The sequence below is a fragment of the Kitasatospora sp. NPDC088548 genome, from assembly GCF_044753005.1.
GTDB lineage: Bacteria > Actinomycetota > Actinomycetes > Streptomycetales > Streptomycetaceae > Kitasatospora.
This window is the reverse complement of the sequence record NZ_JBIVMI010000014.1, coordinates 126,877-151,751: the sequence shown is the minus strand read 5'-3', so window position 1 is coordinate 151,751 and position 24,875 is coordinate 126,877. Positions and strand designations below refer to the sequence as shown.

At 71.7% G+C, this 24,875-nt stretch carries 24 protein-coding genes; 14 read left to right on the top strand and 10 right to left on the bottom strand.

The window, feature by feature from the left end; translation table 11 throughout:
- The first annotated feature begins 24 nt into the window (after positions 1 to 24).
- From ACIP82_RS19760 to ACIP82_RS19740, 5 genes are all read left to right on the top strand, one after another.
- Positions 25 to 1,629 carry a gamma-glutamyltransferase family protein gene (locus ACIP82_RS19760; RefSeq protein WP_400654727.1) on the top strand — a complete coding sequence of 535 codons (1,605 nt, stop codon included), beginning with the start codon at positions 25 to 27 and terminating at the stop codon, positions 1,627 to 1,629.
- A gap of 399 nt (positions 1,630 to 2,028) precedes the next feature.
- Positions 2,029 to 3,219: a hypothetical protein gene (locus tag ACIP82_RS19755; RefSeq protein WP_363610711.1), complete on the top strand. Its 1,191-nt coding sequence runs from the start codon at positions 2,029 to 2,031 to the stop codon at positions 3,217 to 3,219.
- Between the two features lie 24 nt (positions 3,220 to 3,243).
- Complete coding sequence (locus ACIP82_RS19750) at positions 3,244 to 3,429, top strand: hypothetical protein (protein ID WP_363610709.1); 186 nt, start codon at positions 3,244 to 3,246, stop codon at positions 3,427 to 3,429.
- 163 nt (positions 3,430 to 3,592) lie between these two features.
- The gene (locus tag ACIP82_RS19745) at positions 3,593 to 4,951 is read left to right on the top strand and encodes a DUF6895 family protein (RefSeq protein ID WP_400654724.1); all 1,359 of its coding nucleotides are present in this window, start codon (positions 3,593 to 3,595) and stop codon (positions 4,949 to 4,951) included.
- 176 nt (positions 4,952 to 5,127) lie between these two features.
- Positions 5,128 to 6,018, top strand: coding sequence for a methyltransferase domain-containing protein (locus ACIP82_RS19740; protein ID WP_363610705.1), 891 nt, complete (start codon positions 5,128 to 5,130; stop codon positions 6,016 to 6,018).
- A gap of 141 nt (positions 6,019 to 6,159) precedes the next feature.
- On the opposite strand, the gene ACIP82_RS19735 is transcribed toward ACIP82_RS19740, so the two are convergent.
- The 6 genes from ACIP82_RS19735 to ACIP82_RS19710 all read right to left on the bottom strand — a co-directional run bounded on the left by ACIP82_RS19735 (position 6,160) and on the right by ACIP82_RS19710 (position 11,004).
- A complete protein-coding gene (locus ACIP82_RS19735) occupies positions 6,160 to 7,269 on the bottom strand; it encodes a glycosyltransferase family 4 protein (protein WP_400654721.1) in 1,110 nt (369 codons plus the stop codon).
- A gap of 132 nt (positions 7,270 to 7,401) precedes the next feature.
- Positions 7,402 to 8,061 carry a GTP cyclohydrolase I gene (gene folE, locus ACIP82_RS19730; RefSeq protein WP_363610701.1) on the bottom strand — a complete coding sequence of 220 codons (660 nt, stop codon included), beginning with the start codon at positions 8,059 to 8,061 and terminating at the stop codon, positions 7,402 to 7,404.
- Between the two features lie 42 nt (positions 8,062 to 8,103).
- Entirely contained in the window at positions 8,104 to 8,613 is a 510-nt protein-coding gene (locus tag ACIP82_RS19725; RefSeq protein WP_363610699.1) for a 6-carboxytetrahydropterin synthase, read from the bottom strand.
- Complete coding sequence (gene queE / locus ACIP82_RS19720; protein ID WP_363610697.1) at positions 8,613 to 9,248, bottom strand: 7-carboxy-7-deazaguanine synthase; 636 nt, start codon at positions 9,246 to 9,248, stop codon at positions 8,613 to 8,615. The genes ACIP82_RS19725 and queE overlap by 1 nt, the downstream gene beginning before the upstream one ends.
- Positions 9,245 to 9,943 (bottom strand): 7-cyano-7-deazaguanine synthase QueC, encoded by a 699-nt coding sequence (gene queC, locus ACIP82_RS19715; RefSeq protein WP_400654717.1) that lies wholly within the window; start codon positions 9,941 to 9,943, stop codon positions 9,245 to 9,247. The genes queE and queC overlap by 4 nt, the downstream gene beginning before the upstream one ends.
- A 641-nt stretch (positions 9,944 to 10,584) precedes the next feature.
- On the bottom strand, positions 10,585 to 11,004 hold the full coding sequence (locus ACIP82_RS19710) for an ATP-binding protein (RefSeq protein ID WP_400654714.1): 420 nt from the start codon (positions 11,002 to 11,004) through the stop codon (positions 10,585 to 10,587).
- A 163-nt stretch (positions 11,005 to 11,167) separates the two neighbouring features.
- On the opposite strand from ACIP82_RS19710, the gene ACIP82_RS19705 reads away from it, so the two are divergent.
- Positions 11,168 to 11,980 (top strand): helix-turn-helix transcriptional regulator, encoded by an 813-nt coding sequence (locus tag ACIP82_RS19705; protein ID WP_363610691.1) that lies wholly within the window; start codon positions 11,168 to 11,170, stop codon positions 11,978 to 11,980.
- Positions 11,977 to 12,177: a DUF397 domain-containing protein gene (locus ACIP82_RS19700; RefSeq protein ID WP_363610689.1), complete on the top strand. Its 201-nt coding sequence runs from the start codon at positions 11,977 to 11,979 to the stop codon at positions 12,175 to 12,177. The genes ACIP82_RS19705 and ACIP82_RS19700 overlap by 4 nt, the downstream gene beginning before the upstream one ends.
- Before the next feature lie 663 nt (positions 12,178 to 12,840).
- On the opposite strand, the gene ACIP82_RS19695 is transcribed toward ACIP82_RS19700, so the two are convergent.
- Both ACIP82_RS19695 and ACIP82_RS19690 read right to left on the bottom strand, forming a co-directional pair.
- Positions 12,841 to 13,029, bottom strand: a complete 189-nt coding sequence (locus ACIP82_RS19695; RefSeq protein WP_400654710.1) for a hypothetical protein — start codon at positions 13,027 to 13,029, stop codon at positions 12,841 to 12,843.
- A 49-nt stretch (positions 13,030 to 13,078) separates the two neighbouring features.
- On the bottom strand, positions 13,079 to 14,398 hold the full coding sequence (locus tag ACIP82_RS19690; RefSeq protein WP_400654708.1) for a helix-turn-helix transcriptional regulator: 1,320 nt from the start codon (positions 14,396 to 14,398) through the stop codon (positions 13,079 to 13,081).
- A gap of 379 nt (positions 14,399 to 14,777) precedes the next feature.
- Here ACIP82_RS19690 and ACIP82_RS19685 point away from each other — a divergent pair, with 379 nt between their 5' ends.
- From ACIP82_RS19685 to ACIP82_RS19665, 5 genes are read left to right on the top strand one after another with little or no spacing between them, the layout of a single operon-like run.
- Positions 14,778 to 15,947, top strand: coding sequence for a cytochrome P450 (locus ACIP82_RS19685; protein ID WP_400654705.1), 1,170 nt, complete (start codon positions 14,778 to 14,780; stop codon positions 15,945 to 15,947).
- Between the two features lie 54 nt (positions 15,948 to 16,001).
- The gene (locus tag ACIP82_RS19680) at positions 16,002 to 17,408 is read left to right on the top strand and encodes a hypothetical protein (protein WP_400654703.1); all 1,407 of its coding nucleotides are present in this window, start codon (positions 16,002 to 16,004) and stop codon (positions 17,406 to 17,408) included.
- Between the two features lie 15 nt (positions 17,409 to 17,423).
- Positions 17,424 to 18,401 carry an aspartyl/asparaginyl beta-hydroxylase domain-containing protein gene (locus ACIP82_RS19675; protein ID WP_400654700.1) on the top strand — a complete coding sequence of 326 codons (978 nt, stop codon included), beginning with the start codon at positions 17,424 to 17,426 and terminating at the stop codon, positions 18,399 to 18,401.
- Positions 18,402 to 18,430: 29 nt separating this feature from the next.
- Complete coding sequence (locus tag ACIP82_RS19670; RefSeq protein ID WP_400654698.1) at positions 18,431 to 19,582, top strand: glycine amidinotransferase; 1,152 nt, start codon at positions 18,431 to 18,433, stop codon at positions 19,580 to 19,582.
- On the top strand, positions 19,579 to 20,874 hold the full coding sequence (locus ACIP82_RS19665) for an ATP-grasp domain-containing protein (RefSeq protein ID WP_400654696.1): 1,296 nt from the start codon (positions 19,579 to 19,581) through the stop codon (positions 20,872 to 20,874). Before ACIP82_RS19670 ends, ACIP82_RS19665 begins: the two co-directional genes overlap by 4 nt.
- Here the strand turns inward: ACIP82_RS19665 and ACIP82_RS19660 are convergent.
- Both ACIP82_RS19660 and ACIP82_RS19655 read right to left on the bottom strand, forming a co-directional pair.
- Positions 20,835 to 21,821 carry a phosphotransferase family protein gene (locus ACIP82_RS19660; RefSeq protein ID WP_400654694.1) on the bottom strand — a complete coding sequence of 329 codons (987 nt, stop codon included), beginning with the start codon at positions 21,819 to 21,821 and terminating at the stop codon, positions 20,835 to 20,837. The genes ACIP82_RS19665 and ACIP82_RS19660 overlap by 40 nt on opposite strands.
- 635 nt (positions 21,822 to 22,456) lie before the next feature.
- Positions 22,457 to 23,230 (bottom strand): glycosyltransferase family 2 protein, encoded by a 774-nt coding sequence (locus tag ACIP82_RS19655; RefSeq protein ID WP_400654692.1) that lies wholly within the window; start codon positions 23,228 to 23,230, stop codon positions 22,457 to 22,459.
- A gap of 31 nt (positions 23,231 to 23,261) precedes the next feature.
- On the opposite strand from ACIP82_RS19655, the gene ACIP82_RS19650 reads away from it, so the two are divergent.
- Both ACIP82_RS19650 and ACIP82_RS19645 read left to right on the top strand, forming a co-directional pair.
- Entirely contained in the window at positions 23,262 to 23,747 is a 486-nt protein-coding gene (locus ACIP82_RS19650; protein WP_400654690.1) for a hypothetical protein, read from the top strand.
- A 123-nt stretch (positions 23,748 to 23,870) separates the two neighbouring features.
- Positions 23,871 to 24,854 carry a hypothetical protein gene (locus ACIP82_RS19645; protein ID WP_400654688.1) on the top strand — a complete coding sequence of 328 codons (984 nt, stop codon included), beginning with the start codon at positions 23,871 to 23,873 and terminating at the stop codon, positions 24,852 to 24,854.
- The last annotated feature ends 21 nt before the right edge of the window (positions 24,855 to 24,875 follow it).

The window sequence follows — 24,875 nt, the reverse complement described above, 5'->3', positions numbered from 1 at the left end:
CACCCCCGACGAACGGCCCCTCCCATGAGCATCCACGCACCCGCTCCCGCCCCGACCGCCTTCGCGCTGGCCACCCCCCACGCCCTCGCCACCGCCGCCGGCGAGCAGGCCGTACGCGACGGCGGGAACGCCGTCGACGCGGCCATCGCCGCGGCCATCGCACTCACCGTGGTCTACCCCCACCAGTGCGCCGTCGGCGGGGACTTGATCGCCCTGGTCGCCCGGCCCGGCCGGCATCCCGTCGCGGTCAACGGCAGCGGAGCGGCACCCATGGCCGCCGACCCGGACGCCCTCGCCGGCGCCGGCGGGATGCCGATCACCGGCCCGCTCAGCGTCACCGTGCCCGGCGTCGTCGCGGGCTGGGCCACCCTCTCCCGGACCGCCGGACGGCTCCCCTTCGACCGGCTGTTCACCAGCGCCATCGCCTACGCCCAGGAAGGGGTGCCCACCGCGCCCGGCGTCGCGCACGCCCTCACCCTCGAACAGCCCCTGCTCGCACCGGACGAGGGCATGCGCGAGGTCTTCTTCGCCGCCGGCCGGCCGCTCGCCGCCGGCGAACCGCTCGTCCAGCCCGCCCTGGCCCGGACCCTCGCGGCCATCGCCGACCACGGGCCGGACGCTCTCTACCACGGGGAGATCGGGGCCTCGATCGTCGGCCACCTGCGGAGCCTCGGTTCGCCCATCACCCGCGACGACCTCGCCCGGCACCGCACCGAGACCACCGAGCCGATCGGCCGGACCTTCCGCGGCGAGGAGTACCTCACCGCGCCACCGAACTCCCAGGGCCAGCACTTGCTGCAGATCCTCGGCGCCGTGGAACGCCTCGATCCGGGCCTCGACCTGCTCGGAGCCGACGCGGCCGTGCTCGCCCGCGTCTTCCGACAGGCCGCGAACGACCGGGACACCTTCCTCGCCGACCCCCGGTACGCGCCCGTCCCCGTCGACGACCTGCTCGGCGCCGCCCGGATCGCCCGGATCGCCGAGGCCGCCACCGACCCGGACGCCCACCCCGGCGGGCCCTCCCCGACCGCAGCCGCGCAGGCCGCCCGCCCCAGCGGCGACACCGTCGCCGTGGTCGCCATGGACGCCGAAGGCAACGCGGTCTCCCTGATCCAGAGCCTCTTCCACAGTTTCGGATCCGGCATCCTCGACCCGGCCACCGGTGTCGTCCTGCACAACCGGGGGTCGTTCTTCAGCCTGCTCCCGGGCGCCCCCAACCGCCTGCGCGGCGGCAGCCGCCCCGCCCACACGCTGATGCCCGTCCTGACCCGGCGGGACGGCGCCGTCACCGGCGCGCACGGCACCATGGGTGGTAAGGCGCAACCGCAGATCCACGCCCACCTCGCGCTGCGCCTGCACGCCGGGGACTCCGTCACCACCGCCCTGCACAGCCCCCGGTGGGTGGTCGGCGGCATGGAGGTGGACGCGCCGACGGACGCCGTCTTCGTGGAACCGGACGTCCCCGCCGCCGCCATCGGCTCCCTGCGCGGCATGGGTGCGCAGGTCCAGGTCGGCGGGACTCTCGACGAGCAGGTCGGCCACGGGCAACTGGTCCGGGTGGGCCCCGGCGGCACGTTGCACGCCGCCGCCGACCCGCGCAGCGACGGGGCGGCGATCAGCCGCGCCTGAAACCGCGACAGGGTCGCCCGGGCCGCGCGCCCTGATAACCGGAGGAGCCCCTGCCGGGGCTTCCGCACGGCTGGAAGCCCCGCGCGCCCGGCGGAAGGGCACCTCGACCCGCCGTCCGGCCTGACGCAGCGAAGCGGGCGCGGCACGCGGCTGCGCCGCGATCGCGCTGCCGACCGCCCTCCACCTCTGGCGAGCGCACCGGGTTCAGCCGCTCGGCTCGGCGGATTCACTCCCCGGGGTATCTGACGCAGAGTGAGCAGGCCTCCCCCGGGTGCGCGGCTCCCGGGGGTGTAGGAAAATTGTAAATGCCCGAACCTCCGAGGCGTCTGCGCCTGGTGGGCATTGCCAGGTCGGCGCCGTGCACTGGATGGGTCGTCGGTCATCGTGGCTGGAAACGACGTGTGGAGTCCGTTCCGGGAGCTGGGTGACGCCGTCGCACGGGAGTGGCGGGCGCACGACTTCGGGGAGGACGCCTTCGTCGGCATCGCCGTGCGGCGCCTGTCGGAGGCCGCCTGCTTAGACGAGGTCGACGCGCTCGAACTGGCCGCGCGGGCCGCGAGTGAGCCGGTGCTTCCGGCGCAGACGGATCTCGACGCCCGTTTCGGCCAGCCGCCGCTCACGCTGTACAGCACCAGCCGCTTCCACATGACGCTGCTGTACTGGCTGGAGTCGACCACGTCCATCCACGAGCACGCGTTCCAGGGCGCCTTCCGCGTGCTCCACGGGTCGAGCCTGCACAGTTCCTGGCGCTTCGACGAGAGTGCGCGGATCTCGGGGCGGCTGCTCCTCGGCCGCACGACCCGGCTGCGGTCGGAGGTCCTGGCCGTGGGCGATGTGCGCCCGATCCTGCCGGGCGCCCGGGGCGCGCACGCGCTGTTCCACCTCGACCAGCCGTCGGCGACGCTGGTCGTCCGGACCCGGTCCGACCCCGGCGCGCAGCCCCAGTACGAGTACTGTCCGCCGTCGCTCTCGGTCAACCCGTTCGACGAGGACCCGTCGCTCACCCGCCGGCTCCAACTGCTGCACCTCTTACGGCAGGAGGACGAGAAGGGGCTGCGGGAGGCCGTCCGGCGCTCCCTCGCCACGGACGATCTCGTCTCCGCCGTCACCGTCCTGCTGGACGTGTGCGGGCTGGACCTCGACGGCGCCTTCACCGAGGAGGCGATCGGCCTCGTCGCCGACCGGCGGGCGGAGTTCGCCGACCCCTTGCGGGCAGCCGCCCGCGAGGTGGTGCGCGACCACCGGCTGACGGCCCTGCGCCGCCGGGTGAACTCCCCCGAGGCGCGGCTCGTGCTGGCGCTCGCGCTGAACGGCCTGGACCGCCGGGGCTCCCTGGACGCCTTCGCCGCACGGTACGGGGCCGATCCGGTCGGGCGGATGGCTGCGGGGATCGGCGATCTGCTCTCCCAGGCCGACGGGATCGATCCCGTCGAGCCGCTGCCGGAGATCCTCCGCCTCCTGCTGGGCGGGAGCCCGGCCGAACGCGTGGTCCACGAGCTGGGCGGGCGCCCGGAATACCATCCGCGTCTCATCGAGAAGATCACGGACATCCTGCTGCGGTCCCCCACTCTGCAGCGGCTGTTCCGCTAGCCGAACGGAAAGGAGGTGGGAGCGATGACCGAACGCCAGGTGGACCTGCAGAAGCTTGCCCAGGAGCTGTCCGACAGCGAGTTGATCAATTTGGCGGAGAAGCTCCGCGGGCATCTGACGCCCGAGGTGATCAACAGCGAGAAGCAGACCCAGTCGTTCGTGGCATGCAATCCCAACTACTGCGTCGTAGTCCGCCCGCTTGAGGAATGAGGAATGGCATCGTCGACAACCGGCACACGGTGACCGCAGGAGTCGGGGCGCCATCGCCACCGGCCCTGCGGCCACCCCCGAACAAGGCCACCCCGAACAAGGCCACCCCGAACAAGCGGACCCACGAACAAGGGGACCGGACGCCCGGCGGAGGTTCATCACCATGGCCGGCCCGCGCGACCGCCTGACCGCCCCGCCCGGTGCGGCCCCCCGGGCGGAGTATCTGCACCACCGGATCGACGAGGTACTGGAGTTCGCCGCCGGGCAGCTGCGACACCTGGACGACTACGCCGCCCACTGGCACGACGACCCCGGCGAGATGGTCCGCAAGGAGGACAAGGTCGCCATCGAGACGGCGATGCTCCTGCTCGTGACCGGCCGGATTCCGGGTCACCGGGACGGCGAGGCCTGGCGGCGGCTCGTCGACGAGTGCGTACGGAGGTGCCGCGGCGGCCGGGTGCGCTGCGTGATCGCCCGCCACCCCAGAACGGTGTCGAGTCTGGGCCTGGGCCACCTTTTCCTTTCCGCCCTGGGCTGCCCGGACGAGGACCTGGACCACCTGCTGGAAAACGCGGTCGGGACCGGCCAGGTGGGCATCGAGGAGCATGTGCCGTTCCGTCGCCTGGAATTCGAGTGGGCGCGGCGCGGGGCGGCGCGTCCGGCGTTCGCCGAATCCGGCCGGGCGGCGTCGAAGTGGCGTCCGGAGGTGTCGGCCATTGCCTCCGATCGGGACGGTCTTTACGCCACCCGGGAGGACTGCTACGCACTCACCCATACCCTCATGTACGCCACCGACTTCGGCGTGGCCGGGATTCCGGGAATCGACGCGGAAAGGCTCCGGTCCTCGATCGGATCCACCATCTGCTTCGCGCTGGCCATCGACGATTTCGACCTGCTGGGGGAATTGCTGCTGGCCGATGCGGTACTGCCGGGGCACGCCTCGGCGGCCGCACGCTGCGGCTGGGCGGTGCGCACCCGGGTGCTCGACGACCGGGGGGCGCTGCCCGGTCCCACGTTCCGGGACGCGGAGCTGGCGAAGCAGGAACCGGCCGGCCGCGCCGGCTACCGCTTCTACCACTCGTACCACACGACCTACGTCGACGCGCTGCTGTGCGCGGCCGTCCTCTCCCGGCGCCACCACTGGTTCGCCCCGGAACCGGCCGACGGGCCGCGGGCCGACGAACCGCAGGCCGACGAACCGCAGGCCGACGACCGGAGGATCCGGCGGATCGCCGGTCTCGCCTGGCCCGGCGGCCCCCGTTCCGGGGCGGCGGCCGCACTTCTCGACCTGTGCACCCGGTCGATCGTGCCGGGCGCCCGCCTCGGGCCGCTGGCCGAAACCGCGATCATCGAGGTCGTGCGGCGGTACGACCTGGTCGCCCTGCGCAGGATCCTCCAGGAAGTCCGCGGCAGTTCGATAGCGGAGTCACGGAGCATCGCGGTGGCGACGCGCTTCCTGGCGAATCAGACGGCGCTCGCCACCTGTCTGGAATCACCGGTCACCCCTCGCAGTAAACCTTGAATTCGGCTCCAGTGAATGCCGGGGCACTGTCCGGTCGTACCGAGAGGTCCATTCCAAGCCATTTCATCAGACCTTTCCGGACCACCATTGACTGGCCACCGCCAATGGCTACGATGGAGACACCCTGCGCCACAATGGAATGCACCCGTGAACAATCTCCTCAGGGGAGCTCTAATTTGAACGCGCCGATATCCACCGCACTGGTTTCCACCGGCCTCGACGCCACGGGAGTGCGCACGCATCCGCTGTGCGGGCCGGCCGACCGCATGCCGGCCGCCTATCGCGGGCCGCACCGGCTGAGTCACGGCGGCTGGCTGGACTTCACCAGCCGGCTGGAGCGCCGGGAGGAGATCTCGCTGATCTGCTCCACCACCGCCGCCAACAAGCGCGCGCTCGACGTCGGCGGCGGCACCGGTGACCTCACCCGCGCCGTGGCCGTCCAGCTGGGCCACTGCACCACCGTCGAGCCGCACAGCCAGCGGGTGGCGACGCTCACCGAGCGCGCGGAGGAGGGCGGCACCGGCACGATCGAGATCATCCCCGGGCACGCGGAGTCGCTGCCGTTCCCGGACGCCTCGTTCGACGTGGTGTTCGCCACCTGGATCCTGCCCTACGTGGACGATCTGGAGCGGTCCGTCGCCGAGTTGGCGCGGGTCTGCGACCGCACCGACCCGGAGGCGAAGGTCGTACTGATCGGCGGCGCCGACGACAACGAGCTGGTGAGCATCCTCAACGAGACCTGCGTCCCGCTGGCCGGCGAGCCCCATGACCACCAGGGCTATCTGCTGGCCACCGCGGCCGAGTTGCTGAGCACGCACGGGTTCCACGACTTCTCGCTGTACCGGACGGAGGCCGCGCTGCACTTCCCCGAGCCCGACCTGGACGACCGGGTCCGGGCGGCGACGACGACGCTGGTCAACTTCTGGTACGAGGACCACCCGGACGCCGGGGCGATGCGGCAGGCGATCGCGCCCGCGCTGCGCCGCCACTTCGCACGCCGCCCGCACGCGATCGGGGACCAGGGTGCCGTCCTGGTCGCCCGGCCCGGATCGGCCGCCAAGTCCTGACCCCCACAGGCCGGTTGAGGGCCCCCGGACACCCCGGGGGCCCTCAGCCGTGTGGCCGCTCAGACACATGGCCGCTCAGACGCGATGACCACTCCACCGCACCGGCCGCTCAACCACGTGGCCGCTCAAGCACGCAGCCGCTCAGACCGCGTCCGGCGCCGCCGCCCGCAGGAACGCCCGCGCGACCGCGACCGGCGTCTGGTCGGCGACCTGCCGCGGCGCCTGCCCGACGGCCGCGTGGTAGGCCTCCGGGTCGTCGACCAGCTCCCGCAGCGCCCGCCAGATCCCCTCCGGCCCCTGCTCCAGCTCCACCATCCGGCCCGCCCCGCCGGTGAGCACGGGCAGGTGCCCGAGCCCGTACCCGACCACCGGCGTGCCCACCGACAGCGACTCGGCGGCGACGTTGCCGAAGGTCTCCGGCGCGTTCGAGCCCATCACGGTGACGGCGGCGCCCGCGAGGAACGGCTGCACCTCCTGCCAGGGCAGGGCGGGCAGGATCTCGACGTCCGGCAGGCCGGCGGCCAGGGCGCGGCATTCGCTGATCACCTGCTCCTGCATGCCGGGCCAGAACTCGAACCCGGCCGCCGCCAGCACGATCTGGACGGGCCGGCCGAGCCCTTCGGCGGGGTAGGCGCGGAGCAGCTCGGCGACGCCCTTCTGCGGATCGGCCCGGGAGAGCGTCCGCACCGGGCCGGTGCGCCGCAGCCGCTCGCGCTCCTCGGCGGTGGGCGGCGCACTGTGGTGCAGCAGGGCGTTGGGCAGGGCCTGCCAGCCGGTGGTGTCGAGCCCGGCGCGGGCGGCCTCGCCGGTCAGGAAGTCGCTGACCGGCAGGACGACGCCCGGCTGGTGCTTGAGGCTCTCGTGCATCGCGTCGTCGGTGCGCAGGAAGTGCACCATCAGCGCGGTGCGCACGCCGGGCGGGGCGGGGTTGAGGAAGCCGAGGCCGGCGCCCGCGTCGACCCAGCAGACCAGGTCGACCCGGTGGGCGGTGAGCAGGTCCCGCACCTCCCGGTCGACGGCGGCGGGTTCGGCGAGCAGGCGCATCACCTCGTCGTACTGGACGGGGCGCGGCAGGGCGAGGCTGGTCAGGCGGAGCAGGTCGGGGTCGTCGGCCGGGTGGGCCGGGCCGGCCGCCACGATGAGGGCGCGGTGGCCCAGTTCGCGCAGGCCGTCGGCGAGCGAGGCGATGCTGCGCTCGATCCCGGCCGGTTCGTCGGGGTTGTGGGTCAGCAGCACGAAGGCGATGTTCACGCGCGTGGTCCGTTCAGGGTCGGAGCAGGTCGGAGCAAGTCGGAGCAGGTCGGAGCAGGTCGGATCGGGGGCGAAGGCGCCTGGCGGCGGCGCCGAAGGGGCGCCGCCGCCGGGTGGTCGTGCGGGGAGCGGTCAGCGCCCGGTGTGGGCGGGCGCCAGGGCGAGGACCTGCGCGCGCAGGCCCTGGTCCGTGGTGAACTCCCCGGACAGGTGGCTGGTCACCATGACCGCCCCGTGCGCCTCGGCCCCGCGCAGGGTGAGGCAGGCGTGTTCGGAGCGGATCAGGCAGGCCGCGCCGAGCGAGGTCAGGTGCTTGCTGAGCGCCTCGACCACCTGCTCGCCGAGCCGCTCCTGCACCTGCGGCCTGGCCGCGTACTCCTGGAGCACCCGGGCGAGCTTGGAGAGGCCGACGATGTGGGCGCCCGGCGCCGGGAGGTAGGCGACGGTCGCCCGGCCGAGAAACGGCAGGACGTGGTGCTCGCACACGGCGACGAAGGGGACGTCGACGGCGGCGATGATCCCCTGGTTGACGGACTCGGCCGGGAACTGCACCTTCAGGTGCCGGGTCGGGTCCTGGCGCAGCCCGTCGGTCATCTCGGCCAGGGCCTTCACGAACCGGTAGGGGGTGCGCCGGGTGGACGCGCTGTCGCAGTCGATGCCGAGCGACGTGAGCATGGCGCGCGCGTGGGCGGTGGCCTGGTCCAGGGCGGCCTCGCCGGAGAGCTCGGCCCCGGAGAGGGCGGCCCCGGTGAGAGCCGATCCGGTGAGAGCCGGGCTGTCGATACTGGTCATGTCGTGAACTCCTCGGTGGACAACGGGGACGGCCGGCCGAGCTCAGGCCGGCACATTGCGCCATCCCGCGGCATTGACGTGGGTCTCGTTCACCAGGACCTCCTGGACGAACGCGCCGGGCGCACTGTCCAACGAGCGCAGCGCCTCGTCGGCGACCCGGGCGAGCAGTTCGGCGACGGCCTCGACGGTCGGGTACGACAGTCCTTCGGCGAGTCGTTCGGCCGGGGTCGGGTCGGCGGCGCCGAAGCGGAAGAGCTTGCTCTTGTGCTCGGTCAGCACCGCGGCGAGCGGGTCGTCGGCGCCCAGCATGGCGCCGTGGTCGAGGTGGGTGTCGATCCACGAGCGGATCCGCGCCTTGAACGCGCCGAACTCCACCACCGTGCCGTCGGCGAGGGCCGGCGCCGAGATGCTGGCCTGCATCCACCAGGAGTGCCCGTGGAAGTGGACGCACTTGCCTTCCAGGTGCGGAAGCCGGTGCGCGGTCTCGAAGTTGTGCCGCACCGACACGGTGTGCCGGGCCGCCGCCCCACCGGGCAGAAGCAACGTACTCATCAGGAAATCCCCAGGTACTTGTGGGTTTGCAGGGAGAAGTTCCAGAGCGGGTGGTCCAGGCAGTACTGGACGGCTGCGCGGGTGTTGGCCTCGATGTCGGGGCCGTCCATGGGCTGGAGGCGGAAGGACTCGAACGCCAGGTGCTCGAACTGGGACGGTTCGCCGTTCTCCTGCGGGTAGACCAGCTTCAGCTCGTTGCCCCGCTCGACGATCATCTCGGAGCCGAGCTTCGGGCTGACGCAGAGCCAGTCGATGCCGGGCGGCGGCGTCCGGGTGCCGTTGGTCTCCACCGAGACCTCGAAGCCCCGGTCGTGCAGGGCGTCGACGGCGGGGGCGTCGAGCTGGAGCAGGGGTTCGCCGCCGGTGATGACGACGAACCGCTGCTCGCTGGCGTCCGGCGCCCACACTCGTTCGACGGCGGCGGCGAGGTCCTCCGGGGTGGCGAACCGGCCGCCGTTCTCGCCGTCGGTGCCCACGAAGTCGGTGTCGCAGAACTGGCAGATCGCCCGGTGGCGGTCCTTCTCCAGCCCGGTCCACAGGTTGCAGCGGGAGAAGCGGCAGAAGACCGCCGGGCGGCCGGCGTGCCGGCCCTCTCCCTGGAGCGTGTAGAAGATCTCCTTGACGAGGTAGGTCATGCCGACACGCCCTGGTAGCGGACCGGGTCGGCGATGCCGGCCTCGCTGAAGCCCTTGAGCCGCAGCCGGCAGGTGTCGCACTGGCCGCAGGCGCGGGCGTCCTCGTCCGGGTCGTAGCAGCTGGAGGTCAGGGCGTAGTCGACGCCGAGCCCGATGCCGGTGCGGATGATGTCCGCCTTGGACAGGTGCAGCAGCGGCGAGTGCAGGCGGATGCGGTGCTCGCCGTCGGCCGTCGACTTGGTGGCGAGGTTGGCCATCGCCTCGTACGCCGCCAGGTACTCCGGGCGGCAGTCGGGGTAGCCGCTGTAGTCGACGGCGGTGACGCCGGTGAAGATGTCCAGCGCCCCGACGACCTCGGCGTAGGAGAGCGCGAAGGAGAGGAAGATGGTGTTGCGCGCGGGGACGTAGGTGAGCGGGATGCCGCTCTCCATCTCCTTGTCGCTCCGGCCCTTGGGGACCTCGATGTCGTCGGTGAGGGCTGAGCCGCCGAACACCCGCAGGTCGATGTCGGCGATGACGTGCCGCTCCACCCCCTGCCGCTGGGCGACCCGCTGCGCGGCCGCCAGTTCCACGGAGTGGCGCTGGCCGTAGCGGAAGCTCAGCGCGTAGGGCGTGAAGCCCTGGTCCTTGGCGATCGCCAGACTCGTGGTCGAGTCGAGGCCGCCACTCAGCAGCACGATGGCAGGTTTCCCCATAGTGATTCCACTCTTCGGTCGATTACGGCATGACGGGGCCAGTCGAGGGTTGGTGGTGCATCAGAAATGGAAACGAAGTTGAATCCGGCGTAACGACGCATGACTCTGCGGCATTCGAAGTACGTGCGTTCACGGGGGCGCACAGGGACTCGAACACCGCGGAACCGGCCGGCCGGTAAAATTTTCAACAGCCGAAACCCAGGGAGATTCCGGCAGCTCATCCAGCTTTCAATGGGCAGCATGGCCCTGTCAAGGAGTTGGCCGGTTTGCGCGGTCCAGACCACGAGACGGCGGGTCGAGAACGGACATGCCAGGTCAGGCCGTACGCCGCCCACAAGTGGAGGTTTACCATTCCGCAGCATGGATCAGGGCAGATCGCAGTGGTCTTGACCAATCGGGGTACGCCGCCATCACCTTGCCATCCGCCCACCCCGCCCGTTACCGAAAGACTGTCCACGACTGGCATGGATTCGGCCAGGCCGGAGTTCCGGCCCGGCCGAATTGAGCGAGAGGCGCGGGGAATCGGCCACCGAAAGGGAATTCGGCCACGCATTGCCCGAAAGGGCAGGAGGAATGCCCGGATGACCTTGAAATGTTTATCAGAGCCTGCACCGGGAGACCGGCCCCCAGGCGCGCGGCCGCTACAGCGCGCCGCCCCAGAGCTTCAGTTGGAACCACACGGTCTTGCCGCGGTAGCCCTCACCGCGGAGGTGGGCGCCCCAGGAGTCGGCGAGGGCGTCGACGAGGTGCAGGCCGCGGCCGGCCTCGTCGTCGGGGGCGGCCTCGCGGGGCTGGGGAAGGTCCTCATTGGCGTCGGTGACCTCGACCCGGAGCAGGTCGTCGACGATCAGGCAGCGGACACCCACGAGACGGTCGCGCGGGCCACGGGCGTGCCGGCAGGCGTTGGTGACCAGCTCGCTGAGAAGGAGGACGGCGATCTCGGTGGTCTCGTCGGCGACCTGCCAGACGTAGGCCTGCCGGAGCAGTTGGACGCGGGCCCGGCCGGCGCTGCGGGGGTGGCGGGGGAACATCCACTCGATGTCGACAGCCTGAGTGATCATCAGTGTCCTTGGGGGCATGGGGAGGTCGGGCGTCACTCCGTGGGGCGAAGTTCGGCCATTGCACGTTCCAAGCGTCGGCAACCGGGCATAGCCTCGGGAGTTACGACGCCGGTACCTCAGCACTTGCACCGCAGGTTGACCGGCACGAGGAGGGGATCCGGAGATGGCCACGCCCAAGCAGAACCCGACGGCATGGAAGTACTGCGGCGACCAAATCAAGCGCTGGCGCGCCCAAGCCGGTGTCACTCGAGATGAGTTGAGCACAGCCTCGAACTACGACTGCGAGAGCGTGCGGTCGATGGAGGCCGGACGAAGGAAGCCTTCACTGAAGCTCCTCACCGTTGCCGACGAGTTGTGCAACGCACGAGGCATGCTGCTCGGGGCCTACCAGTACCTGGCCTCGGAGAGCCCGCCTACTCGCACCGACTCGTACCGCGACGCCGAAGACGAGGCCATCGCGATGTACTCGTATGAGCCTCTCTACATCCCCGGCCTGCTACAGACGGAGGAGTATGCGAGAGCGATCTTGAGCAACACCATGCCGCCCGTGGACGATGCGACGGTCGAGGATCGCGTCAAGGCTCGGATGCTCCGACAGGAGAAGCTGACCCTCCGCCCCACCGTGCTGTACAGCTTCGTGATCTACGAGGCGGCCCTCCACGCCGGCCTGGGCGGCCCAGGAACGATGCAGCGACAGCTGCACCGCCTGCTGGAGACCGAACAGTTGCGCAATGTGCGAGTCCAGATCCTGACCATCGACCGGGCCATCCCCTCGGCCCTCTCCGGATCGATGGTTGTCATAGAGACGGTCAATCACGAGCACTACGTATATGTGGAAACCCATGGAACGAACGCACTCCACTCCGACCCGAAGGTCGTGAGCGAGCTCAGCACGCGGCACGCGATAATCCGCGCGCAAGCCCTCAGCGTTGAGGATTCCATGCAGTTCATCAGAAAGGTAGCGGAGCAACTATGAGCGTCGCAGCACCGTGGATCCGGTCCAGCTACAGCGACTACGAGGGCGGCAACTGCGTCGAGGTGGCTGCCCACCCCAACCTCGTCCACGTCCGGGACTCCAAGGACAAGGCCGGCCCGCAGCTCGCCTTCTCGCCCTCCGCCTGGGCCGCCTTCCTCACCTTCGCGGCCGAAGCTCCGGTGTCGGCGGTCGAGTGACCTTCTAGTGGAATGGGTGGGTAGCCACCTCCCACCCACCCAAGTACCGCCACAGTCAGCACATATGACCAACGACGTGAGAGTCGACCTCACCGTGACGCCGGAAGAGGTCATCCACTGCCCCAACGCCCGTCGGTCCGCCCGGATCCTCCGGGACGTCCTGCCGACGGAGAAGGCAGCAGCTGTCCCGGCCCTCGCCCGGCGGCGCGCCGCCGGGCGAGGGCTTGACCACTGCGCCGTCACCACAGGAACGCCCACGTCGGCCGGCGCTGGGCGGGCAGCCAGGCTTGGCGGCGAGGCTCAGACGGATTCCTGCTTGGGCGCGTATCGCAGCACGACGACGTCACCGAGCTGCTGGACGCCGATCAGCCGCATCCGGTGGGTACTGCACCACGCATGATCCTGGACTGGGAGCGCCGGGGGCTCCTCCCGTTCGGCTATGACCCCGCCGATCTGTGAGCGAGCAGCCTCCCCGTACCCACCCGGCGTTGGCGAAGCGAACAAGAGTGCACATTGCCTTTGACCCGCTGGTTCGTGGTGAGTGACCAGCGTGCGCAACGGTAGGCGAAGCCCCGCCCGTGCGCCGCTGTGGCGTGCACGGGCGGGACCGGATCTGGGTGGCGCTGCCAGACCGCCGGTAGGGCCCGGGGCGAGGGCGGCCCGTCAGCTCTGCCGCGGAACCGGGTGGTCAGGAGAGTCGAGCCAGGCCGTCTGGCCCTCCGGGGTGACCGTCAGGCCGAACCGCTCGTGCCCGGGGCCGTCCTGGTCGGCCCACCACCGGTACGCGGCGGCCACCTCGTCCCACAGCCGGCGGGGGCCGGACTGCACCACCTCGTACTCCGTGCGGTCCAACCATCTGTTCGAACTCCACAAGCAGGAGTGGGCAGCCGGCGGCGAAGCTTCAACCGACCGCTCGAAGCCGTTCGAGCAGTTCGGCGACGGAAGCGGTCTGCGCGTATCGCGACAGCTCTGGTTCGAGGTCGCGGATCATCGTCACGCACCTGGGGGCGTCGATCCGGCTGGCCAGGTCGAGGGAGCGTGTGGCGGTCTCCGCGGCGATGTCGGGTTCGCCGTCGCGGAGGTAGGTCTCGGCCTGGTAGGTCAGGAACACGGACCTGGTCTTGGAGCGGGTGGCGGGCAGCAAAGCAATGCCCTCGTCCATGAGCTGGTGGGCCTGGCGGCGCTGACGGAGGTCCGCGAGGCAACGGCCGCTGTCCGCGGCCAGGTCGGCGTGCGACATCCACGAGCACCAGGCGGGTGCGGGATCATACGGCGGGGTATCCAGCGCCTTCTCTGCGGCGGCGAGGGCCCGGCGGCACAGGCCGCCCTCGTCGAGCACGGCGAGGGCGCGGGCCTGTCGCAGGTGAAGGAGGGACCGCGCGGTGGGGTGCTGAGTCCGAGGGATGGCGTGGTCGAGGATGTCGGCGGCGGCTCGTGCGTCCTTGAGCCACAGCAGTTGATACGCGAGATCGGACAGGATGCCCGCGCCGAGGTCGCGCTGGTGGGCGGTGTGGGCGTTGTGGAGAGCGGCGTGCCAGAAGCGGCCCGCGGACGCGTGGCGCCGTTCGTCGAAGTGCTGCCAGGCGATGGCCTGCGAGAGGGAGGCGGCCAGGGTGTGCAGCCGCCGCCCGGCGGCTGAGGTGTAGCGGGACTCGCTGATGAATTCGGTGACGGTGGTCAGGTGCGCGTCCAGCAGGTGGCGGGTGCGGTGTCTGCGTTCGGTGGCGAGACGGATCAGTTCCGCCCCGGTCGACTCCAGCCAGTCGAGCATCTCGGCGTCGGCTTCACCGGGCGCGGCGAAACGCGCGAACCGGCCGGGCTTGGTGACGGCCCACTGATGGGCGAGAACGGCCAGCGAGCCGCTGGTGTAGGCGATGAACGACCGGCGGTCCAGGGAGGTCATCAGAGCCTCTCGGAGTGAGGAGACGGCATTGTGCGGGCCGAGGGGCAGCGGGTTGCCCTGGCCTGGGAGCCAGTTGGGCCAGCCGAGATAGGCGACGGTCGCGTAGTCGATACCGAAGACCTCGGCGATGAGCGGCTGGGATTCGTCTTCGTCAGGGTCGGCGCGGCCGGTCTCCCACTTGGAGACCCGTGACCCCCTGGTGCCCGAGCGCAGGCCACGGCGCGCGGCGGCCTGCCGGATGCGGCGGGCCAGCTCCTCCTGTGACCATCCGCGCTCGTTCCTGACGTGCGCGAGGGGGTGGCGGATTTCGTCGTCCACCCGCCCATTGCACCACCCGCTCCGCGCCCGGGAGAGCCATTCGAGGAGACCGGGGATAGGGCGGGGATAGGGATTTCCTCTGTACCCCGAGGCCGGTAGCCGCTGTACTCGTCGTGTTCCGCCCGGCACCCCGTGTGACTGGGCGGGGCGCGGCGGCGAAGCCGTTCCCTACGGCCTTGTCCCGCTCGCCGGGCTGCGTCTCCCGCGCCTGTCGGGCGAGGGCCGACCGGAGCCACCGCCGGACGCCCACCGTCGCCAACGCACAGGGAGGGGTTGCCATGTCGTACGACCACTGAGCCCAAGGAATCCACTGAGCCCGAGGAACCTGGGGCGGGCCCGTAGCGACGGGCCCGCCCCTCCCGCTCTGGAAGGACACGCGATGCCGTCTGTGACTGACCTCTACGACCCGTTGACTGAGGAGATCCTGCATGACCCGTACCCGGTGCTGGCCCAATTGCGTGAGCGTGAGCCGGTGTTCTGGCACGAGGGCATGGGCTCTTGGGCGCTGACCCGGTACGCGGACAGCGTGCGGGTGCTGCGCGAGCACGAGACGTTCGCCCGCGACCCGCGGCGCACCGGGGGCACGGTGCCCGAGCCGAGCCTGAGTGTGCAGACGCTCGACCCGCCGCAGCAGAACGCGGTGCGCTCCCTGTTCATGACCGCGCTGCGCGCTCAGGACCTGACCGCGATCGAGGACCGTGCCCGCCTCCTGGTGGGTGAGCGCCTCGACCAACTGGCCGGAGCGGGCCCGTTCGATGTCGTGGCCGAGATCGCGGTGCCGCTGTCCGTGGCGGTCGTGGCCAATGTGCTGGGTGTCGAGCCCCCGCCGTACGGGGAGTTCGCCGCGGTGTCGGACGCGATCATGCGGAGCATGGACGGCGGCCTCAATCCGGCACTCGTCGAGCCGGGTCGCATCGCCCGCCAGCAGCTGAGCGACCTGGTCGACTCCTGGTTCGCGGCCTCGGCCCGGCCCGGCCTGCTGGCCCGGGTATGGCAGGCCGCGGCCCCCGACTCCGACGCGCCCACCTGGCTGTACGTGAAGAACACGGCGCGGGTGATGTTCCAGGGCGGCTACAGCACGATGGTGGCCGCCGCCGGCAACGCCGTGCACACCCTCCTCGCCCACCCGGGAGCCCTTGACCGGATGCGGGACGGGGCGCTGCTGGCCACGGGCGTGGATGAACTGGTGCGCTTCGACGGTCCGGTGCAGGGCACCACGCGCACGGCGGTGCGCTCCTGCCGGATCGGCCGCGTCGACATCGCCCCCGGGCAGAAGGTCGTCCCGCTGTTCGCGGCGGCCAACCGCGACCCGGCCGCCTTCACCCGGGCGGACGAGCTGGTGCTGGACCGCACCCCGAACCGCCACCTCGGCTACGGGTGGGGTTCGCACTCCTGCGTCGGAACGACCGTCGCCCAGGCGGGGCTGCGCGCCCTGGTCGCGGCCCTCAATGAACACCCGGCCCGGCTGGCCTCCGCCGGCGACGGCGTACGGCGCCGAACGGCGACCATGCGGGCCTTCGACACGCTGCCCGCTGCCCTCCTTCCCTGACCCCTTTTCTTCCCCGGCCCGGCCAGTCCGCGCCCATGTCTTCAGGAGTCCGCTGTGCGCATCCTCATCGGCACCCACATTGATCCCTCGATCCGCGAACGCGGCGACATGCGGGCCTGGACGCAGCGTCTGTTCTGGTTCGCCCGCCCCGGTGACCTGCTCATCCTGTGCTGCAAGCCGGACGCGGCGTTCGTCGACTACGCCCTGGCCCACACCGGCGTGAAGCGCGAGGAGCTGACCGTGCTGGCCGCCCCGGCCGGAGCATGGGGCGAGAGGCTGCTCGATCCCGCCTCCCTGACCGAGGCCGAGTTCGTGGAGCAGGTGCGGGCCGCACTCGGTCCGGCCGGGGCCGACGCGGTGAGCGAGGTGTTCGCGCTGTGGCCGTCGGCCGCCGTGGCATGGCTCGCCGATGCCCTGGGCGTGGCCGACCGCTTCCCGGGCGCGGCCTTCTTCGGGCAGGGCGGCGGGGAGATCGGCAACAATAAAGCGAACTTCCGGGCCCTGGCCGCGGCGGCCGGGGTGCCGATCCTGTCGGGCCGGGTCTGCCGCAGCCGCACCGAAGCGACTGAAGCAACCGGCGCACTGCTGGCGCGCTCCGCTTCCGGGGCCGTCGTGGTCAAGCAGGCCCACAACGGGGCCGGGGTCGGCAACCAATTGCTCGTGCGCGACGCGGCGATGGCCGTGGACCACGTCGGGGCCCGGCACCTGCACCACCTGGCCCCGGGCCCGGACGGCATCGCCGCGTACTGGGCCGAACGGTGGCCGTGGGCGAGCGGGGAAGGCTGCTGGCCCGTCGTTGTGGAAGAGTTCACGCCCAGCGCCGACGCGGTGTACTCCGAGCACTACGCCTCCGACGAAGGCACCCGGGCCACCGAGACGGGCCGACTGCTCTACGTCGGGCGGCGCCTGAGCCACCAGGTCGTTCCGCTGGACGGCGTCACCGAGCCGGTCCGGGCGGCACTGCTGGACGGCGGCGCCCGGCTGGCCGAGGCGTACCGGGCGATGGGCTACCGCGGGCACCTGAGCGCGGACGCCCTGCTCCTGCCCGACGGGGAGGTGGTGTTCACGGAGGTCAACGCCCAGGTCTCCGGCAGCCTGCACATCTACCAGTCGATCGCCCACGGCATCGTCGACGTCGCCGCCGAACCGGCCCGGCAGGTGGTCGAGTACCACGTCCCACCCACCTGGGCGGTGCCCTCCTTCGCCGCCTTCCTGGCCGCGCTCGACGAGCTGAGCCTGGCGTACGACCCGGCCACCCGGACCGGGGTGATCGTGTCGATGCCCGCCATCCCTCTCGCCCCAGGCGAGCCGGTGCAGTTCGTGTTCTGCCTCGCCTACGACCCCGTCGAGGGCCACGCCGCAGCATTCGACCGACTCGACACGCGGTTCGCGAGCGTGCCCGCCGGCACCTACGACGCCGGCCAGCACATCGGCACCGGCGCCGTGTCCTTCTCCTCCTGACCGGGAGCCTCACCCATGACCACCTCCCCCGCCACGGCCGCCGAGGCCGCCCAGCTCTCCCCCGTCTTCGACTCCGGCCGGCTCGCCGCCGAACTCGCGGCCGTCACCGCCCACACCTGGAACGTGCAGCGCACCCACACCTACGGCGGGCAGGTCGGCCAGTCCGCCGCGATCGACTGGCGGGTCCTGCCCCTGCGGAGCCTCGGCGGAGATCCGGAACGCTCCGACCCGGGGGGTCCCGGCCCGCAGCCGTTCGCGACGACGCGATGGCTCGACCGGCTGCCCTACCTCACAGAGATCCTGGACTCGGTCCCCGCCCCGCTGAACGCGGTGCGGTTGATGGCGCTGGGGCCCGGCGCCGTCTCGAACCCGCACTGCGACCCCAAGTACCGCCTGGACCGGGGCATCGTGCGCCTGCACATCCCCGTCGTCACCGACCCGGGCGCCGTGCTCGTCCTGGACGGCGTCGAACACTGCTGGCAGCCGGGCACCCTCTGGTACGGCGACTTCTCCCGCGAGCACCTGGTGCGCAACACCAGCCGGACGGTGACCCGGGTCCATGTCGTGATCGACGCCCTGCTCACCGCAGACCTCTCGGCCTGGTTCCCGGACTCCTGGCAGGAATTCCTCACCTGCGGCGAGGTCCTCCTCAACCACACCAGCCCGGCCACAGCTTTCCCGGCATGGCCCACCAGGCTGCCGTACGAGGCGTTGTTGCCGTCCGGGTTCGCGGACTTCGACGCCCCCGCCCCGCTGGACGGCTCCCTCATCCCCGCCCGCATCGACCACGGTGCCGACGATGTCCTCGCCCTCACGATCGCCGGGCGCACCTTCGCACTCGTCCCGGCCTGCGGCACCGAGTTCCGGTTCTCCGGCTGGAGCGAGCAGCGCACCCTCCAACCGGACAACGACGGCAGCGGCCTGACCCTGCGGGTCCGCCGCGGCCGAGCACTCGCCGACCGGCACGTGACCGCCGTCCCCCGCACCCCCTGACCCACCACTCGCACCCGAGAGGAACGCCCATGTCCCGCCTGAACAGTCACGACGACTTCACCCCGCTCAAGGAGGTCATCGTCGGGTCCGCCGCCAACTACGTGGGACACGACCGCGACATCTCCTTCGAGCTGTTCCACCACGAGAATCTGAAGGGCTTCCGGTCGGACTGGGCCTATCCGCGTCTGACCCGGGCGGCGGCCGGCCACCGGGAGAGCTGGGCCATCAAGGAGCGGTACGCCGAGGAGTTGCACGAGGACGTGGAGGCCCTGGCCGCCACGCTCGCCGGACTCGGGGTCACCGTGCACCGGCCGCTGCCCCTGCCCCCGGACGCGGCCCCGATCGCGGGCCTGGGTTGGGAGGCCGCCCCGACCCCGGCGCTGAACATCCGCGACAACACGCTGATCCTCGGCAACGAGATTATCGAGACGCCGCCCGCGATCCGCTCCCGCTATCTGGAGACCCGCCTGCTCGGCCCCGTCTTCACCGGCTACTGGGAGGACGGCGCGCGGTGGACGACGATGCCCCGCCCCACCCTCACCGACATGTCGTTCGACCTGTCGTACGCGCGGAACACCGCGACCACCCTGGGCGGGCCGACCGAGGCTATCGACGACCCGCAGCCGAACCCGTACGACGTCGGCGTGGAGATGATGCTGGACGGCGCGCAGGTCCTGCGGCTGGGCCGCGACCTGGTCGTTAACGTCGCCCAGGAGAATCACGCCCGGGGCGCCGAGTGGCTTCAGCGGCACCTCGGCCACCAGTACCGCGTCCACCGGGTGTGGCGGATGGCGGACAACCACATCGACAGCATGGTCCTCGCCCTGAAGCCGGGGGTGTTCCTGGCCCGGCACGACGGCATCCGGGACCTGATGCCCGAGCCACTGCGCTCGTGGCGCTACATCGTGCCGCCGGAGCCGGATACCGGGGCGTTCCCCGTCTACGACGACTACGAGGACCTGGTCCTCACCAGCCCCTACATCGACCTCAACGTGCTCTCGGTCGACGAGCACACAGTGCTGGTCAACGAGGAGTGCACTGGCCTGACCAAGACTCTGGAGACCGAGGGCTTCGACGTGGTGCCCGTACGACACCGGCACCGGCGCCTGTTCGGGGGCGGCTTCCACTGCTTCACCCTGGACATGCACCGCACCGGCGGCTTCGAGGACTACCTGTCGTGACCCTCCCGGGCGTGCTGCTGCTCGACGCGGCCGGCCCCGAGTCGGGAGCCCTCGCCACGGCGGCGGCCGCCCGCGGGCACCAGGTCCACGCCGCGACCACCACCACGGCGTACGCGGGCTACGGGCCGGAGCTGAAGGGCCTGCTGGCCGGGCGGATTGTCACCGACTTCGCCCGGCCCGACCGGGCCCTGGCTGAGATCGCCGCGTACGCCCGCCGCCGCGGTATCGGCGCCGTGCTGACCGTCAACGAGTACCTGACCGAGCTTGCCGCGCACCTGTGCGCCGAGCTCGGGGTGCCTGGCAACGACCCGGGCCGGGCGCGGGCCGCCCGGGACAAGGCCGCCATGGCCGAGGCGTTCACGGCGGCCGGAGTACGCACCCCCTACACGGTCCTCGCCCGGGACGGCGCCGAGCTGCGAGCCGCGCTGACGGACCCGCGGGTCGGCTTCCCGTGCGTCGTCAAGCCGCTGTCCGGGGCTGGCTCCGCCGGCGTCACGGTGGTGGCCGGCCCGGCCGGTGCAGCCGCAGCCGCCGACGCCGCCCGCGAGGTGGCCGACATGTACCAAAGCGGCGGCGACCCGCGCGTCCTGGTCCAGGCGTACGCCGCGGGGACGGAGTACAGCGTCGAGTCCCTCACGCAGGACGGCACCACGGCGCACCTCGCCGTGACCCGGAAGCAGGTGACCGGCGGCCCGAATAGAGTCGAGACGGGGCACAGCCTCCCCGTTCACCTGCCCCCGGCTGTCGAGGCAGCCGTGTACCGGGAGGTCGAAGCGGCGGTCCGGGCGGTCGGTATCCGGCACGGCGCCTCGCACACCGAGGTCATCGTCGCGGCGGACGGGCGGTGCGAGGTCATCGAGATCGGCGCCCGCCTCGCCGCCGGGCACATCGGGGTCCTGATCCAGCACGCCCTGGGCATCGACGTGTGGGCGGCCCTGCTCGATGTCGCACTCGCCTGCCAGCCCGCGCTCGCCCCCACCGCCCGCGGATACGCGACCGTGCGGTTCCTGACCAGCCCGCGCGCCGGACGGCTGACGTCCCTCTCCGGATTCCCGAAGACGGGACCGGGCGTGCCGTTCGTCCGCTGGCGGGCTGCGATCGGCGGCGCGGTCCACGAGCCGGGCGCCAACAGCCACCGGCTGGGGTCGTTCGTGGTCACCGGCCCGGATGCCGCCGAGGTCGAGGAGCGGGCCGACGCGCTCCTGCGGCAAGTCCGCATCCGGGTCGAACCGGTCCCGGAGAACGGGCCCGGTCAGGTCAGACCGGTGAGCACCTCGGCCATCGCGCCGTAGCTCTCGCGGACCGCGTCCGTCTTGGCCAGCCGGTGGCGCTCCAGGCGGATCGCGCCCAGGTGCCGGGCCTCGTAGACCCTCGCCCGCCACACCGCTGCGGGCGAGCGGTCCAGGGCCCCGTAGGACTCCCAGAACGTGGTCCGTTCGTCGTCCTTGGCCGTCGCCATGCAGATGGTCCAGTCAGCGGCGGGGTCCCCGAACCAGGTGCGGTCGAAGTCCAGCACGCCGGTGATCACCGGCTCGGGAGCTGCCGGGTCCATGAGGGCGTTGACGGTCCACAGGTCCCCGGTCAGCAGCCTCGGCTCGGTGACCTCGTCGAGCACGGCGCTCTCGTGCGCGGCCGCTGCGGCGACCTTCCGTACGTCGGCCGCGTCCAGGCCGGCACCGTCCAGGTCGGAGGCGATCTCCTCCAGCGACGCGATCACCGTCTCGCTCCACGTCCCGTACCCCGGACCGCCGACGGGCCCGAAGTGCGGGCCCCGCACGTCGTGCACGGAGCGGGCAATGGCGCCCATCTGCCGGAAGAACACCGGCCAGGCGGTACGCGGGTACGTCCCCAGGTGCTCCGGGGCCGGGATGCCGTCCAGGTGGGTCTGGATCATCCAGTCCCGGCCGATCACCTCGTGCGACCAGTCCGCGGCGAGGACTTGGGGCATCAGTGGTGCGATCACGGCCAGCCACGGCTGGCTCGCGTACTCGTTTCGCATCAGGTGGCGCTCGCTGAGGAACTGGCGGGCCTCCGGCGGCGCGACCCGCAGGATCACCGGCCGGTCCCGCCCGGCCAGGATGACACGGTAGACGTTGTTGTACATCCCCGTGCCCAGCTCGATGGCGGACACCGGCGCGGCGGCGTCCCCGAAGGCCCGTCGGCAGACCTTCCCGATCTCCTCCGCGGACAGTGACTGCTGGAACGCCTCCGAGGCGCGCTCAACCGGCTGGAAGTCCATGCCGCTCAGGATGCCCTGCTCGCCGGCTGTTCGTCACGTCCATCGCGTACGGCGCTACGGCCGGAACGCATCCGTCCTGGCGATGCGGCCCGGATCAGGACAAGGCCGGCCCGCAGCTCGCCTTCTCGCCCTCTGCCTAGGCCGACTTCCTCGCCTTCGCGGCCGAAGCTCAGGTGTCGGCGGTCGAGTGACCTTCTAGTGGAATGGGTGGGCACCCACCTCCCGCCCACCCAAGTACCACCACAGTCAGCACATATGACCAACGGTCACCAGATCGTCACCATGCACATCCGCCATGTAGCGTGCGCACCACGTCGAGGCCGGTCAGCTCTTGAGTGTGGCGTCCAGGAACTCCTGCACCGGTTCGCAACCCCGACAGAGCCTGGGCCGCCGCCGAGCACCTGTCCGGGGTCGAATGGCTGGCCGGGATACCCGGCACGGTCGGCGCCGCTTGTTCCTGCGCGCGCCGGCCGGAGCCGGCTCGACCGCGTAGCCGACTGACGGCACCGGTGACCCGCCGAGTCCCGCCCTGCGGGTCCAGCCGCCGAGCACGCGGCACGGCCACGGGGCGGGGCCCGGTCGGGCACCACCCGGAAACGGTCGCGCACCGGGCTCCCCGGGCTCGTGAACGGGTGCTAGATGTGCGACTTCCGCACTGAGTGCCATGCCGCTCCGGCCAGAGCCCGCGTCGACCGGAACACCGAGAGCTGTTCGTGCCGGCGGTAGAGGTTCCAGTTGTACGGGACGAGCGACAGCTTGTTCGACGAGAGCGACCCGGCCCGCTGCGCCCGGTACACCGCCAGGGGTTCCCGCAGCGCCCGCGAGGGAGTCCCATCCCGCATGATCGACAACCAGAGCGCGTAGTCCTGCCTCTTCGGCATGTCCGGCATCAGCCTCGTCCCGACCACCCTGCGGTCGTACATGGCGGTCAGGGCGCCGATGTGGTCCTGGACCAGCATCGCGCTGTAGTCCACGCGCTCCGGCGCCCACACCACACGCCCGTTCGGGACGAAGTCGGCGGCCTCGCCCGAGTGCAGGGCGTCCATCTTGTAGTAGGAGGTGAACGTGAGGGGCGTCCCGGCCGTCGCGGCGAAGGCGAGCTGCTTCTCCAGTTTCGTCGGGAGCCACATGTCATCGCTGTCGAGGAAGGCGATGTAGTCACCCCGGGCCCGCGCGATGGCCAGGTTGCGGGCCCGGGCCGCGCCCCCCTGCCGGGCCGCTGCCTCCGGCAGGACCCGCTCGTCCTGCCGAGCCAGCTCTCTCAGCAGATCCACCGAACCGTCCGAGGACGCGTCGTCCGTGATCAGCAGTTCGAGATCGGTGTGGGTCTGCGCCAGCACCGACCGAACTGCGGGCCCGAGCGTGGCCACCGAATTGTGCACAGGCATCACCACGGAAACCAGGGCCACAGCGGTGCTCCTTACCCGGATCGGAGTCGTCATGGATGTTGTTGTCGCCGGCCAAGGCTACGTGGGACTGCCGCTCGCCGTGCGCGCCGCCGAGGTGGGCCATCGCGTCGTCGGCCACGACGTGGACCCACACCGCATCAAGCAGCTCACCGCCGGCGATGCCTACGTGGAGGACGTGGCCTCCTCGCGGCTCCGCGCGGTGCTGGACACCGGGGCCCAACTCCGCGACCGCCGACGCCGCCGCGCTGGCCGGCTTCGACATCGCGGGGTCGTTCTCGTACACCGGCGGCCGGTGAGCTCGCTCATCAGCCCGGTGTTGCCCGTGTCCGCCGACGGTCCCGGCCCGGCCGCGAAGGCCAGGCCGACCCGGGAATCTCCACGTGCAGCGCGTCCGGTCCAGCTTGACGGGCGGCCGAAGCTCAGGCGTCGGCAGTCGAGTGACCTTTCAGTGGAATGGGTGGGTAACCATCTCCCTCCCACCCACCCAAGTACCGCCACAGCCAGCAGATATGACTAATGGTCACCAGGTCGCCACCATGCGCATGCGCCGTGTAGCGTGCGCACAAAAGAATCAACCCCCGCCGGTGCTAGGCACACCGAACGGGGGTTTGACCAGCACGATCGAATGAGAGTCGATCTAGTGGCTACCCACGACCTTACCGCCGCCACCCCCTCCGACGCGCCCAGCATGGCCGCGTCGGGCTACGGAAAGAAGTCCGCTCCGGGCCAACGCCCGCGCCGCGCCGACGACTTCGCACACCTGCCCGGCCGCGAGGCGTACCTGGCAAGCCTGATCGACCGCCTCCCCGAGGGCGCCGCGATGGACACCAAGACCCTCGCCCGCGATCAGCCCCACTACGGGCAGCAGGCCGTCCGCACCGCCCTCAACAACCTCTCCGTCGCCGGGCATCTGCGCCGCATCCGCGAACGGGTCGGCGCCGACCGCACCCAGTGGGTGTTCCGCACCTACTTCTCCCGCACGGCCCGGGACGACGCCTGGTGGGCGCACTTCCTGGCCACCGGCGACCCCGCCGAGGTTCACCCGGACGAGCGCCCCGGCCCGCGCGCACCACGTCTCCCCCCGCACCGACCCCCGCACCGGCCCCCGCGCTCGCCCGCCTACGACGCCCTGGCCGCCCTCGGCCTGGCGGACGCCCGGCTCGCGCTGTCCGCCACCGAGTGCGCGGACCTCGAACCGCTCGCCGCCCAGTGGCTGGCGCGCGGGATGCCGCCCGACCTCTTCGCGGCCACCCTCACCGCGGGCCTGCCGCCCTCCGTGCACAGCCCGGCCGCGTTCACCCGCCGCCGCCTGCTCGACAAGATGCCGCCCGAACGCCCCTGGGCACCCGCGCCGCCCCCGTCCACGCGGATCATCGATTGCACCGACTGCCGCACGCCGAGCCGCCCGCAGGCCCTCCTCGGCGGCCTCTGCCGGGCCTGCCGCACCGGCGCGGCCACCTCGCCGCCGCCCCCGGCCCGGCTCTCCCCCGCCGCCGTCCACACCCACGCCACCCACGTGCGCAACGCCGTCCTCGCACGCAGAGCCGCCCGTCAGACCGGCCGGGACTCCTCACCCCGAACCCGCCAGGCCACCCCCAACGCACCCGCACCACAAGCACGGTGACCGCAGCCCCGGCGCCTTCCC